The 12,490-nt window shown below is 60.8% G+C and carries 13 protein-coding genes and 1 tRNA gene; 10 read left to right on the forward strand and 4 right to left on the reverse strand.

Translation table 11 applies throughout. The features are described from left to right. Positions 1-42: 42 nt before the first annotated feature. The 3 genes from PSFL_RS12045 to PSFL_RS12055 all read left to right on the forward strand — a co-directional run bounded on the left by PSFL_RS12045 (position 43) and on the right by PSFL_RS12055 (position 4,523). Positions 43-1,371 carry an MFS transporter gene (locus tag PSFL_RS12045; protein WP_397470094.1) on the forward strand — a complete coding sequence of 443 codons (1,329 nt, stop codon included), beginning with the start codon at positions 43-45 and terminating at the stop codon, positions 1,369-1,371. Between the two features lie 80 nt (positions 1,372-1,451). Continuing rightward, positions 1,452-2,303: a CAP domain-containing protein gene (locus PSFL_RS12050; protein ID WP_120732807.1), complete on the forward strand. Its 852-nt coding sequence runs from the start codon at positions 1,452-1,454 to the stop codon at positions 2,301-2,303. A 27-nt stretch (positions 2,304-2,330) separates the two neighbouring features. Next, positions 2,331-4,523, forward strand: a complete 2,193-nt coding sequence (locus PSFL_RS12055; RefSeq protein ID WP_169961160.1) for a response regulator — start codon at positions 2,331-2,333, stop codon at positions 4,521-4,523. Here the strand turns inward: PSFL_RS12055 and PSFL_RS12060 are convergent. The 4 genes from PSFL_RS12060 to PSFL_RS12075 form a co-directional block, all read right to left on the reverse strand. Beyond that, entirely contained in the window at positions 4,520-5,647 is a 1,128-nt protein-coding gene (locus PSFL_RS12060) for a GGDEF domain-containing protein (protein WP_315493020.1), read from the reverse strand. The two genes, PSFL_RS12055 and PSFL_RS12060, sit on opposite strands and share 4 nt — an antisense overlap. 191 nt (positions 5,648-5,838) lie before the next feature. Beyond that, positions 5,839-6,402 carry a nucleotidyltransferase family protein gene (locus PSFL_RS12065; protein ID WP_397470095.1) on the reverse strand — a complete coding sequence of 188 codons (564 nt, stop codon included), beginning with the start codon at positions 6,400-6,402 and terminating at the stop codon, positions 5,839-5,841. Positions 6,403-6,456: 54 nt separating this feature from the next. Further along, positions 6,457-6,939 (reverse strand): VOC family protein, encoded by a 483-nt coding sequence (locus PSFL_RS12070; protein WP_170060609.1) that lies wholly within the window; start codon positions 6,937-6,939, stop codon positions 6,457-6,459. Between the two features lie 71 nt (positions 6,940-7,010). Beyond that, positions 7,011-8,225: an EAL domain-containing protein gene (locus tag PSFL_RS12075; RefSeq protein ID WP_115128063.1), complete on the reverse strand. Its 1,215-nt coding sequence runs from the start codon at positions 8,223-8,225 to the stop codon at positions 7,011-7,013. A 241-nt stretch (positions 8,226-8,466) separates the two neighbouring features. On the opposite strand from PSFL_RS12075, the gene PSFL_RS12080 reads away from it, so the two are divergent. The 7 genes from PSFL_RS12080 to PSFL_RS12110 all read left to right on the forward strand — a co-directional run bounded on the left by PSFL_RS12080 (position 8,467) and on the right by PSFL_RS12110 (position 12,287). Continuing rightward, the gene (locus tag PSFL_RS12080; protein ID WP_115128062.1) at positions 8,467-9,687 is read left to right on the forward strand and encodes a multidrug effflux MFS transporter; all 1,221 of its coding nucleotides are present in this window, start codon (positions 8,467-8,469) and stop codon (positions 9,685-9,687) included. Positions 9,688-9,702: 15 nt separating this feature from the next. Then, positions 9,703-10,314 (forward strand): TetR/AcrR family transcriptional regulator, encoded by a 612-nt coding sequence (locus PSFL_RS12085; RefSeq protein ID WP_115128061.1) that lies wholly within the window; start codon positions 9,703-9,705, stop codon positions 10,312-10,314. Positions 10,315-10,676: 362 nt separating this feature from the next. Further along, a tRNA-Leu gene (locus tag PSFL_RS12090) sits at positions 10,677-10,763 on the forward strand. A 21-nt stretch (positions 10,764-10,784) separates the two neighbouring features. Next, positions 10,785-10,946, forward strand: a complete 162-nt coding sequence (locus PSFL_RS12095) for a hypothetical protein (RefSeq protein ID WP_397470096.1) — start codon at positions 10,785-10,787, stop codon at positions 10,944-10,946. After that, a complete protein-coding gene (locus tag PSFL_RS12100; RefSeq protein WP_128593564.1) occupies positions 10,933-11,139 on the forward strand; it encodes a hypothetical protein in 207 nt (68 codons plus the stop codon). Before PSFL_RS12095 ends, PSFL_RS12100 begins: the two co-directional genes overlap by 14 nt. Positions 11,140-11,236: 97 nt before the next feature. After that, entirely contained in the window at positions 11,237-11,584 is a 348-nt protein-coding gene (locus tag PSFL_RS12105; protein WP_133714825.1) for a hypothetical protein, read from the forward strand. 22 nt (positions 11,585-11,606) lie between these two features. Continuing rightward, a complete protein-coding gene (locus tag PSFL_RS12110) occupies positions 11,607-12,287 on the forward strand; it encodes an SOS response-associated peptidase family protein (protein ID WP_397470097.1) in 681 nt (226 codons plus the stop codon). Positions 12,288-12,490: the final 203 nt, after the last annotated feature.

The raw sequence follows: 12,490 nt of genomic DNA on the forward strand, positions 1-12,490 counted from the left end.
GCAACCCCCTAATAAATATAATGACTGAGAAGGAAGTACAGCATGACGGCAAAAGCCCACAACCCGGCCACGGTGGAAACCCCGGCACAAACCAAGAAGCGCCTGCGCAAGGTGGCTGCTGCCACCATCTTCGGTTCGATGCTGGAGTGGTATGACTTCTACCTCTACGCAACCATGGCGGCGATTGTCTTTTCGAAGATCTTCTTTGATAACAGTGACCCGAAAACCGCGACCCTGATGGCGTTCTCCACCTTTGCCATCGGCTTTATCGCCCGCCCCTTCGGCGGCATCCTGTTCGGCTACCTGGGCGACAAGTTCGGCCGCAAACATGTGCTGGTGTTGACCTTCTGCATGATGGGCGTGTGCACCACGCTGATCGGCCTGATCCCCAGCTATGCCTCGATTGGCATCTGGGCGCCGATCATTCTGGTGTTTATCCGCATCATCCAGGGCCTGGGCGCCGGTGCCGAGCTGTCGGGCGCAGCGGTCACTTCCTACGAGCATGCTTCAGAAGGCAAGCGCGGCAGCCAGGGGGCCTGGCCGGCGCTGGGCTTGAACCTGGGCCTGCTGCTGTCGTCGCTGACCGTGTACCTGCTGACCATCAATGGCAATGAGTTCCTGTTGGCCGGCGGCTGGCGCATCCCGTTTATCTGCAGTATCGCCCTGGTGGGTGTGGGCCTGTGGGTGCGTAACAGCATCCCGGAAACCCCCGAGTTCAAAGAACTGAGCCAGGAGCCGGCCAAGGCCAAGGTCTCGCCGCTCAAGGCCCTGTTCAAGAATGACCTCAAGGGCCTGGCGGTGGTGTTCTTCGTGGCCATTGGCTACAACGCCCTGAGCTACATCTTCAAGACCTTCTCCCTGGCCTATCTGACGCAGTTCAAGGGCGTTGATGTGCACGTCACTTCGCTGTCGGTGACCATCGCCAGCCTGGTGGCGATTGTCGCCGTGCCATGCTTCGGTTGGCTGTGTGACAAGTGGAGCAGCAAGTCGGTGCTGGTGCTGGGCGGCGTGCTGTCGCTGATGTTCGCCTACCCGTTCCTGGCGCTGTTGAACACCGGCGAAAGCCTGATGATCTACCTGGCCATCGGGATCGGCACCGGGATCCTCGCGCCGATGATGTTCGCGCCACAGGGCTCGTTCCTCAGCCGTCAGTTTCCGACCCAGACCCGTTCTTCGGGTTTCGGTACCGGCCGTGAAATCGGCACGGCTATCGCCGGTGGCCTGGCGCCTTTGGGGGCCTTGTCGATGGTGGCTGCCTCGACCACTCACTCGACAGACGGCGTGGTGATCATTCTGGCCATCGCGTCAGTGCTGGTGGTGGTGTTTGCCCTGTGTGACCAGGGTCGCAAGCACTCGGCATTCAAGAACTAAGGGCAAAATATTGCCCAAGGGGTGCATCTGCGCCCCTTGATCGCGCATCATGGGCACTTTCATGCTCAAGGGAAACGTCCATGCGCGTTCTGTCATTGATGATGGGTGTTACCACGCTGGCCGCCAGTCTGGTGTTTTGCGCCACCGCGTCGGCGAGCGAAGAGAGTCAATTGATCGACTCGATCAACCAGTACCGCAGCCAGGTGCAGCGCTGTGGCGACCAGGGCTCCCAGGAGTTGCCGCCGCTGGCGGTCGACCCACGCCTGGTGTTGCCGGTCAATAATGTCGGCGATTTGCAGCAGGCCCTGGCCCAGGTGGCCTACCCGATGGTCAACGTGCAGGCGATCAGCCTGTCCGGGCCTCGCGACTCGCAATCGGCGATGAAAGCGGTGCGCGAGAGCTTCTGCCGGGTGGTGCTCGACCCGCAATTCGTCGACATCGGCGTCAGCAACAATGGCCAGGACTGGCGCATTGTCCTCGCCCGCCCACTGTTGAGCCGTGGCTTGGCCAGCTCCCAGGACGCCGGCCCGCAGTTGCTGGAGATGGTCAACGCCGCCCGCAAACAACCGCGCCAGTGTGGCGAGCAGGCCTTCGCGGCCACCACGCCACTGGTCTGGAACGCCCAGTTGGCCAGCGCCGCCGACAGTCATGCACGCAATATGGCCAACCACAACTTCTTCGACCACCTGGACCGCGACGGTCGGACCCCGGGCGACCGCGCGGAACTGGCCGGTTATGTGGCGCAACAGGTCGGCGAGAACATCGCGGCCGGCCTGGACACGCCGCGCAAGGTGGTTGACGGCTGGCTCGCCAGCCCCGGGCATTGCGCCAACCTGATGAACCCACAATTTCGCGAATTGGGCGCCGCCTATGGGCTGGATCCGAAAAGCGATGCGGGGATTTACTGGACGGCATTGTTGGGCACGCAATAGCGTCGAAACGAACAAGGTATTGAGTCGATGACAGACTGGCTGCAAGGCGGCGGTGAGATGGCCGAACGGGTTCGCCGCCATGACTGGGCCAACTCGCCCCTGGGGCCAATGGAGCAATGGCCGGACGTGCTCAAGACCACGGTGTCCCTGAGCCTTGCTTCCCGTTTCCCCCAGGCGGTGGTGTGGGGGCCCGAATTGATCACGCTGTATAACGACGCGTTCATTCCGGTGCTGGGCAACAAACCAGAGGCCCTGGGTCAACCCTTCAGCACGATCTGGCAGGAAGCCTGGAGCCAGATCCGCCCGATCGCCGATGCTGCATTCGACGGCCAGGCAACGTTTATCGAAGACTTCCCACTGATCGTCGAGCGTGGCGCGGCGCCGGAACAGGCTTATTTCACGTTCTGCTATAGCCCGATCCGCGACTCCACAGGCAAGGTGGTGGGGATGCTCGACACCGTGACCGAGACCACCAATACGGTGTTTATGACGCGCCGCCTGGCCGTGCTGGATGCCATCAGCCTCGGTGTGGCCAACGCCACCGATCCGGCGGCGATCATGGCGGCCACCACGCGGGTGCTGGCGACCCACCTGAACCTGTCCAACTGCGCCTATGCCGACATGGAGGCCGACGAAGACGGTTTTACCATCCGCGGCAACTGGGCCGCAGAAGGCTCGCCCAGCATCGTCGGGCATTATCGCCTGACGGACTTCGGCCAATTGGCGGTCGAGCGCCTGCAGGCCGGCGAGCCATTGATCATCAATGACAACCTGACGGAACTGACGCCCGAGGAGGCCGCGACCTTCCAGGCCATTGGCGTGACGGCAACGATTTGCATGCCGCTGATCAAGTCCGGGCGCCTGACCGCGCTGATGGCCATTCACGACCGCGTCCCGCGGCGCTGGTCTTCCTACGACCTGGCGCTGCTGGGTGAGGTCACGGAGCGCTCCTGGGCCCATATCGAACGGGTGCGGGCCGATGCCATTGTGCGTGAGGGCCTGTCGGCGCTGGCCGATTTGAATGCGACCCTGGAGCAACGGGTCATGGAGCGCACCACCCTGCTCAACCAGACTGAAGCGGCGTTGCGCCAGTCGCAGAAGCTCGAAGCCATTGGCCAGTTGACCGGCGGCGTTGCCCACGACTTCAACAACCTGCTGACAATCATCCGCTCGTCGGTGGACTTCCTGCGCATGCCCAACCTGCCCGAAGAGCGCCGCGAGCGATACATGAGTGCGGTGACCGATACCGTAGAACGCGCCAGCAAGCTGACCAGTCAATTGCTCGCCTTCGCCCGGCGCCAGCCGCTGAACCCACAAGTGTTCAATGTGGGCCAGCGCGTGCAAAACATCGGCGACATGCTGGAGACGCTCACCGGTGCGCGGATCCACGTCCGCGTCCAATTGCCTGAACAGGCGTGTTACATCTGCGCGGATTCCAGCCAGTTTGAAACCGCGCTGATCAACATCGCCCTCAATGCGCGGGATGCGATGAATGGCCAGGGTACGCTGGTGTTACGCCTGGACCGGGACCAGCCGTTGCCATGCATTCGCGGGCATGGCGGCTCCGGCAAACCCTTCGTCGCGATCTCCCTGGCGGACACCGGCAGCGGGATTGCCTCGAGTACCTTTGAACGCATCTTCGAACCGTTCTTCACCACCAAGGAAGTCGGTAAAGGCACCGGGCTTGGGCTGTCGCAGGTATTCGGGTTCGCCAAGCAATCGGGAGGCAATGTCGATGTCGCCAGTGTGCTCGGCCAGGGCACCGTGTTTACCCTGTACCTGCCGCAAGTGGAGCCGGAGACGATCCTCGACAACGTGGTCGAGACGCCGCTTGAACTGGCCCCGGACGCCGGGCGACGGCGCATCTTGATCGTGGAGGACAACCTCGAAGTGGGCCGCTTCGCCAACCAGATTCTGCAGGACCTGGGCTACCAGACAGTGTGGGCCACCCATGCCGAAGAAGCCCTGGAAATGATCGGCCCGGATGCCCGGGCATTCGATGGGGTGTTCTCCGACGTGGTGATGCCCGGCATCGGCGGCGTGGCGCTGGCCCGGGAGTTGCGCCGGCGCCGGCCCGATCTGCCGGTGATCCTCACCTCCGGCTACAGCGAGGAACTGGCCAAGTCCGGTTATGACGGCTTTGAGTTTCTCGCCAAACCCTACTCCGCCGACCAGGTCTCACGGGTGCTGGCCAAGGCTATGGCAAGGACTGAAGCCTAGGACGCGACCACCACCTGGTTGCGCCCCAAGGCCTTGGCGCGGTACAGGGCTTTGTCGGCCGTGTTCATCAAGTGCTGCAAGTCGTCGCCCACGGCATGCGTCGAGGCCACCCCCAGGCTCGCACTCAACACCTGCACCGGGTCAATGGTCAAACCGGCAATGGCGCGGATCAGTTGTTCGCCGATGTCCCGTGCTACCTCAAGCGTGGTGTCGGGCAACAACACCGCAAACTCCTCGCCCCCCAGGCGGCCGTAGATATCCGTCTGGCGAAAGGAGGCGCTGATCACCTGGCCAATCTGCTGCAACACCCGGTCACCCGTCTGGTGGCCGTAGGTGTCGTTGATGGCCTTGAAGTGATCCATGTCCAGCATCAGCGCACACAGGGGCTGGCGAGTGCGTTTGCATTGGTCATACAGCACCTGGGCCTTTTCGAAAAACGCCCGGCGGTTCATCAGCCCGGTGAGTTCGTCGGTCTCGGCAGCGCGCGTGGAAATACTGTGGGCCCGCTCTATTTCGCGGGTCAGGCGAAAGGCCTTCTCCAGGGCCTCGGACAATTTCCGCGAGGCGCCTACGACAAAGGATGAGAACACCAGCACTGCGATAGCCATGCCCATTTGCATCTTGGAAGGTTGAAACAGCAACCACAGGGTGCACGGCAACAGCACCAGGGCCATGGACACCATGGTCATGTAGCGGTAGGCCGAGTAACACGACACCGCGCTGACGGACATCCCCACGGTAAAGAGGATGACCAGCGCCTGGGTCAAGCGGTCATCGGTTGGCATTATGGCAAGGGCGCCGGCGCCCCAGATCCCCGCAGAAAGCACCAGCGTAAGCCAATAATGGAGCTCCCAGCGGCGCGGCGTGCGCTCACTTCTGGGGCTGCGAAAATACTGGAAGAACATCAACAAGCGCAGGAGCGACGAGCCGGACAGCAAGATCAGCCAGCCGATCATCAGGTCGCGATCAAGGCGGTCCCAACACAACCAGCACAACATGCCGGCGGCCAGATAGCTGCCGAAAACCGCAGAAAAGGATTGGCGAAACAACTGATGCAGGCAATCAGTCCGCACCTGCGCTTCGATGAAAAAATCCTGGTCCTGCTCACGCCCAAGGCCATTCATTTGATTCGCCTGATCAGTAGTGCCGCGACAAAATGGCATTGTGGCACCCTGCCAGTATCCAGAACAGCGAAATCCGCTGTAGATACCGCGTAAACGCCCATGTTAAAGCCATCGCGCCTCTGTAGGAGCCAGCTTGCTGGCAATGGCGATATGACTGTGAGCTGCAACGCCACGTCGCCCGGCGTCCACAGCTACTGCGGGTTTTCAATCCTGAGCCACGGCCAGCGGGCCTGATAGCTTCTGGCCTTCTGCTGAAACAGATCCGGCTGCGGGGTGATGGGGTTGAGCCGGAGTATTCCCTGTTCGATGTCGGCCAAACCGAAAGGTGCATAAATTTCGCCCGTGTCTACGGCCAAGGCGATGCAGGTGCCCGCCACCAAATAGCGATCCACCCCATCCATGGCCGAGTGCAACTGGGGATAAGGCATGCCGAACCGCTGCGGGTACCAGAGATGCACACGCGCCTGGTTCTTCACTTCAATGTTCGCATGCAGGTCGCGAAAAAGTTCGGCGGCGCGCTCAATCACCGCATTCTCGGCTTCCCAGGACAGATCGGGATCGAAGTAGAACACGTCGTAATCCTTCACGCCCCAATCGGCGCTCAAACCGGCCTGATGATTCCACACCGCCTGGAACAGGCAACCGGCCATCAGCAGGCATTGATCCAGGCCAAGGGCTGGCAGGCGCGCGGTCATTTCAGCATTGATGGGGTTGGTCATCGCCAACTCAACCAGCCTCTGGGTCGTCAGTCTCATGTGCAGTCCGTTGCCATTGCTCGTGTTGAGGGCAAAGGTTATACCAGGGTTTCGTTACCCCTTGAGCGTCGCCTCGATGGCCGCAATGTCGATTTTCACCATGCCCATCATCGCCTCAAACGCACGCTTGGCTGCGGCCGGATCGGGGTCGGTGATCGCCGCCGTGAGCACCCGCGGGGTGATTTGCCAGGAAAGCCCCCACTTGTCCCGGCACCAACCGCACGCAACCTCCTCGCCACCATTGCCGAGACGGATCGCCTGCCACAGGCGATCCGTCTCGGCTTGGTCGTCAGTGGCGACCTGGAATGAAAATGCCTGGTTGTGCTGGATACCCGGCCCGCCATTGAGGCCCAGGCACGGGATCCCCATGACGGTGAATTCCACGGTCAGGACATCGCCCTGCTTACCCGCCGGATAGTCACCCGGGGCTGTATGTACGGCCTCTACGCTGCTGTCTGGGAATGTCGCGGCATAGAACCTGGCAGCGTCCAGGGCGGCGCCGTCGAACCAGAGGCAGATGGTGTTTTTGTGGGTCATCTGGATACTCCCAAAAAGGCCATTGACCGCTACAGTCTAGCCACGCCCGGAGCGGGCCCAGTGACGAGCAATCAGAGCGTACCGCACGACACCGACTTCATGCCCAGCCAGGCCAGCGCACGCGTGGCACTCATGGGCCGCGCGCAGAGGTAGCCCTGGCCCAGCTCGCAACCGAGCTTGAGCAAGCCCTGGCGCTGGCTTTCGTGCTCGACGCCCTCGACCACCACCGCCATATCCAGCGCTTGAGCCAATGCCAGGGTGCTGCTGATCACTGCACGGTTACGGCTGCTGGTTTCAAGGTCGCGGGCGAAACGGGCATCGAGTTTGATTTCGGTAAAAGGCAGTTGGCACAGACGCTCCAACGACGAATAGCCGATACCAAAATCATCAATGGAAAGGCCGGCGCCCATCATCCGCAAGCGAATCAAGGTTTGCAGCACCCCGGGCGAGACCTCCAGTAATCCGCTTTCAGTGATCTCGAAGGTCAGGCGCGAAGGCGGGATGGCGTAGCGCTCCAGCGCTGCGCACAGACGCGGGAGCAAGGACTTACAAGCCAGTTGCCCGGCCTCCAGATTAAACGCCAGAGAGAGCACATGCCCCTGCTCCTGAGCCGTCTGCAGGAACGCCAACGCCTGTTCCAGCAGGCTGAAAAACAGTTCATCCATCAAACCGAAACGCCCTGCCTGGGCGAGGAAATCAGCCGGGGGTAACACGCCAAACTGAGGGTGTTCCCAGCGCGCCAGCACTTCAAGACTGTCGCTTTTACCGGTCATCAGATTGAACTTGGGCTGGAAGAAAGACTTGAGCTCATCCCGTGCAATGGCGTGCTCCAAACGTGCTTTGCTCGCGCGGGTATGGCGCGCCTGCCGAGAGACGGGATGCCCGTTAGCGACCGTGGTTTCCAGGTATCGGGTCAACAGCGCCGCAATCGCCGCCGCTCGCACCGGAGCATCGACATATCCCAGGAAACTCACCCCCAGCAGGCCGAGCATCCGTTCGATGGCGTCATGCAGATCCTGGGCATGGCTACTGCAAATGATCATGGACCTGACCCACCGGGTGCGGCTGAGTGCTTCGAGGGTCGTCAGCCCTTGCAGTCCTTCCTCCTTAAGGGTGCACAGCACGATATCCACCGGCCCTGTGCGGTCGAGCAGCTCCAGGGCCGCGGCCACGTCGGCCACGCCCATCACCCACTCACACCCCGAGTCCTTGAAGACCTGAGTGGCAACGAGCTGCTTGAAGGGGTGCTCTTCAACGACCAGAACACGAATTGGTAGAAAGGACATGACAAATCACAGATGACATGAAAGTACGGCCATTCTCGTCTCGCTTCCTACCGGCGTATTTAGGAAAAGTCTTAAATGGAAAACGAAAATTTCCTGGTTTGGTCGCTGACGCCAAACGACCATAACGCCGCAGCTCAACGGCGGGAGCTGGCTTGGCAACCCCGCGTTGACGGTTCAGAGAGCGGTGGTTATCATTCTCCAAACCTACCGACCGGTAGGCAGTCATTATTGTGGAGTTTTTATGAATGCCCAACCCACCCACAGGGTTCCCCTGAGGCTGGCTATTGGTCTGGGACTGATCGGCGCCCTCGGCCCGTCGGCTGTCGATATGTACTTATCGAGCCTCCCGCAGATTGCCCGCGAGTATCAGAGCAGCTTCGCCAGCGTGCAGTTGACCTTGACGTTCTTCCTCCTGGCCATGGGTGCAGGCCAGTTGATCTTCGGGCCCATCGTCGATGCCTATGGCCGACGCCGCCCCCTGCTGGCCGGCCTGCTGTTGTTTACCCTGTGCTCATTAGGCGCGGCGTGGGCACCGACCCTTGAGACATTGATCGCTCTGCGCTTCGTCCAGGGGCTTGGCAGCGCCCTGACGCTGGTGGTGATCATGAGCATGGTCCGGGATGTCAGCGAAGGCGTGGCCGCAACCAAGCTCTTTGCGTTGCTGATGACCATCGAAGGGGTTGCGCCCATCTTCGCCCCGGCACTGGGTGGGATTATCGACACCCATTACGGATGGCGCGCGGTGATGCTGGTCCTCGCCGGTTTTGGCCTGGCCGTGCTCGGCAACAGTTGGCTGTCGCTGCCGGAAACCCTGGCCCCCAGCCAACGGGAATCGCTGCGCCTGGGGGCGGCGTGCCGGACTTACCTGACCATCGCCAGGGACCCGCACTTCCTGCGCCCGACCCTCGCCGTGGCCGCGGTGTTCTTCTTTCTGTTTGCCTACATCGGCGGTGCAACCCTGGTGTATCAGCAAACCTATGGCCTGAGCCCGCAAGCGTTTGGCATGCTGTTCGGCGTCACGGGCGTGGCCATCCTGATCGGGGCCATGAGCGCCGGGAAACTGGTCAGCCGCCTTGGCTTGAACCGTCTTTCCTTGATTGGCGTGTCGTGCATGGCGGGTGGCTCGGCAATCGCTCTGGTTTCCAGCGTTACCCTCCTGGGCCTGCCCGGTATAGTGGCGGGCATGGCCGTTGCCCTGTTTGGCCTGGGTATCGCGGAGTCCACACTGATGTCGCTGGTAATGTCCTCGCAAAAACGCGCGCTGGGCTCCACCGCCGCACTGTTGGGGGCATTTCAACTGTCGATCTCCGCCAGTGCGACGCCGCTCTCGGCCTTGGCGCTGACCTATGGACCAGTAGCTTGGGCCGCGTTGCTGCTGGCCAGCGCGTTGCTGACTTGCCTGCTGACCACCATCAGCCTCCCCCGGGGTGCAGGGCAAACCTATGACCTGACCGGGCATTGATCAAGGAGCAGCACCATGACATCCACCATCCTGACCTCGGCCGCCGAACGCATCGCGCAACTGGCGCTGGAGCAATTTGCCGAGCATGGTTACGACGCCGCCTCACTGAATGACATCGCCGTTCGCGCAGGCATCAAGAAGGCTTCGCTATACGCGCACTTTGCGAGCAAGGACGCGCTCTACGTGGTCGCACTCGAACTCGCCCTACGGGCCGAGCTCGATTACGTGCAAAGCCAATTTGCGAGGAACTCACGGTCGATCAAGGCCCCCGGCGAGGTCTATATCAACAACCTGCAACGCCGCCACAGCGCCAATCAATCCCTGCGGTTCTTGTTACGGGCCGCGTTCTACCCGCCGACGCCGCTGAGGGACGTGGTCATGTCCGGGTTCAATGACTACATGGCGACGATCCGCGGCCATTTCCAACAGGCTCTGCTTAAGGCCTATCCGGACGTAGACGAACAGGCCATGCAAGTGTTGGCAGAGGCTTACCTGGTGATGATCGACAGCCTGCATGTAGAACTGACCTACGGTGATGCTCCGGCCTACGCACGCCGCCTGGAGGCGCTGCAACGGTTGTCGCGGGCGGTGGGTTACGATGAGATTATTCTTCGGCTACGGGGGTAAATACCTGAACGGCCTTGGCAGATTCAAGTTCCGTTTTGGTTCTCATCGGAATGACGCCCAGGCCACTTCCCGAATCGAATGTTCTAAACATAGGTGATCGCACGATGCTATGCGTTAAACGGCGGCTACAAGGCCGGTAGAGTGTCCACCGTGGTGATGCGCCGCCGAGTCGAATGCCCCCCAGGAAAATGTAGATCACTGATATGGCGGGCTTTTTTTCAAAGCTGGCGCACGCATTCCAACAGAAAAAGAGCGCATGCAAACTTGCGCCAAAGTGCCTGGATCTATATATTCCCTAGCCTGCTGCACCGCTCAAGCGCTTTGTTCGACAACGCCCCCTTGAGCAGCTTCATCGCGCTGCCGCCCGAATGGCGAAACTGGTAGACGCATGGGACTTAAAATCCCCCGCTCGTAAGGGCGTCCCGGTTCGATTCCGGGTTCGGGCACCATAGATATCAAGGGCTTGCATGATGAACTTCATGCAGGCCCTTATCTTTTCTGTTCCGCAATTCTACAAGCTGTTCCGCAATTATCCCTTCCCCGGCGTCCTGCCGACCGCTCACAATCCACCACCAAGCAACCCAACTGTTACGCTGTTCACTCCAAGGAGTAACACCGATGCCGAACTCTGACCTGCTCCCTTCCCTGCTGTCCAAAATCAATGAGAACCAACTCGCCCTTGAAGCGGCCATCATGGAACTGACGAGCTGGGTTGACCAGCAAGGCGGCACCGAAGTAGCCGACAACGTTCGCGGCGCGCTGGACACCATCGACCGCAACGAAGAGTTCATCAAGCTAACCTTGGCCGTTCTCAACGCTCCCTGACTGATCGTCGGGAACACCTGCAGTTCGTCGCCTCGCAACCTCAGTCCGCACAAACCTCGATTACTGTATGGATATACAGCTTTCGGATTGACCCACCATGAACATCGACGAAGACACCTGCGAGTGGCTTGGATGCCCTACGCCTCTAGAAATGCACAAGCAACACGCCCTGCTCCTGGAGAACGAGATTCAGGAACTGCACCTGCAGCTTCGCAAGGCCCGAGAGGACATCTACGGCCTTGTGCGAATGCACGCTGAGTTATCTACCGAGCGCGACAAGCTTCGGGCAGAGCTCAAGGCGTCCGATAGCGCTCTTGCTAGCTGCAATACAGACCTGGGTTTTGTCACAAGCAAGCTCAATTCACTTGAATGGGCGCTTGCGCGGGCTACAAACGGGGCCTGGGGAAGCGCCCCCATGAAGATTTTGCCGAGTGATCTAAGCTGAAGTTTCTACCGAGGGCTTGCCGATGTGCGGAAGACTTTCACAGTACAGCGGAATTCATGACTTCGTTGCGGTACTGAGCATGCCCAACGCCCTGGCAAACTCAGTGGGTGAGGCACCCCTTGAGCGGTACAACGTAGCACCAACCACCCAGGTCGCCCTGCTCCACCAGCAGGATGAAACGCTGCACGCAGACCTGGTGCGGTGGGGTTGGCGGCCGCATTGGGCCAAGGATAGAGCAGCCCCGATCAACGCCCGCGTGGAGAAAGTGGCCCACGGGCCATTCTTCCGGGCTATTTGGCCACACCGGGCAATCACGCCCGTGGACAACTGGTTTGAATGGGTTGATGAAGGCGGGCCAAAGAAACAGCCCTATTTGATCCGGCGACGGGATGGCGCGCCTGTGCTGTGCGCGGCCATTGGCCAGCTACCCGACGCAGATGAGGGCCCAGGCGAGCATGACGGCTTTGTGATCATCACAGCCGACAGCGCCGGCGGCATGGTGGACATTCACGACCGGCGGCCCGTGGTGCTAACGCCGGAGCTGGCCAGGGAATGGCTGGACCCGGCCACGCCCAAGGAGCGTGCCGAGCAGATGGTGTTGCACCAGGGCGAACCGGCCGAGGCTTTCGAATGGTTCAAGGTCGATACGGCCGTGGGCAATGTGCGAAACAGAGGGCCGGAGCTGATCAGGCCAATGATTTAGAACGGAATCGCACCACTTTATCGCTCTTTACTTAGGTGTGGCATGATAGCTTTTTGACCACACTTTGAGCAGGGAGAGCAGCACAATGCTTAGTGACAAACAGATCGACGACGCAATTAAGGCAGCGCCGCCTGCACCAGGTGAGAGCAGGCAGCCGGAGCACCGCGACTGCATACGATTTGCCTATGAATGGCTTGACGCAC

The sequence above is a fragment of the Pseudomonas sp. DD1 genome, assembly GCF_044510355.1.
Taxonomy (GTDB): domain Bacteria; phylum Pseudomonadota; class Gammaproteobacteria; order Pseudomonadales; family Pseudomonadaceae; genus Aquipseudomonas; species Aquipseudomonas shahriarae.

What these genes read in the sequence shown, in the direction of transcription:
- PSFL_RS12070 (WP_170060609.1), bottom strand. Translation starts at nt 6,939, where the DNA reads ATGACCCACAAAAACACCATCTGCCTCTGGTTCGACGGCGCCGCCCTG.
- PSFL_RS12085 (WP_115128061.1), top strand. Translation starts at nt 9,703, where the DNA reads ATGACATCCACCATCCTGACCTCGGCCGCCGAACGCATCGCGCAACTG.
- PSFL_RS12105 (WP_133714825.1), top strand. Translation starts at nt 11,237, where the DNA reads ATGAACATCGACGAAGACACCTGCGAGTGGCTTGGATGCCCTACGCCT.
- PSFL_RS12095 (WP_397470096.1), top strand. Translation starts at nt 10,785, where the DNA reads ATGAACTTCATGCAGGCCCTTATCTTTTCTGTTCCGCAATTCTACAAG.
- PSFL_RS12080 (WP_115128062.1), top strand. Translation starts at nt 8,467, where the DNA reads ATGAATGCCCAACCCACCCACAGGGTTCCCCTGAGGCTGGCTATTGGT.
- PSFL_RS12060 (WP_315493020.1), bottom strand. Translation starts at nt 5,647, where the DNA reads ATGAATGGCCTTGGGCGTGAGCAGGACCAGGATTTTTTCATCGAAGCG.
- PSFL_RS12075 (WP_115128063.1), bottom strand. Translation starts at nt 8,225, where the DNA reads ATGTCCTTTCTACCAATTCGTGTTCTGGTCGTTGAAGAGCACCCCTTC.
- PSFL_RS12065 (WP_397470095.1), bottom strand. Translation starts at nt 6,402, where the DNA reads ATGAGACTGACGACCCAGAGGCTGGTTGAGTTGGCGATGACCAACCCC.
- PSFL_RS12050 (WP_120732807.1), top strand. Translation starts at nt 1,452, where the DNA reads ATGCGCGTTCTGTCATTGATGATGGGTGTTACCACGCTGGCCGCCAGT.
- PSFL_RS12110 (WP_397470097.1), top strand. Translation starts at nt 11,607, where the DNA reads ATGTGCGGAAGACTTTCACAGTACAGCGGAATTCATGACTTCGTTGCG.
- PSFL_RS12045 (WP_397470094.1), top strand. Translation starts at nt 43, where the DNA reads ATGACGGCAAAAGCCCACAACCCGGCCACGGTGGAAACCCCGGCACAA.
- PSFL_RS12055 (WP_169961160.1), top strand. Translation starts at nt 2,331, where the DNA reads ATGACAGACTGGCTGCAAGGCGGCGGTGAGATGGCCGAACGGGTTCGC.
- PSFL_RS12100 (WP_128593564.1), top strand. Translation starts at nt 10,933, where the DNA reads ATGCCGAACTCTGACCTGCTCCCTTCCCTGCTGTCCAAAATCAATGAG.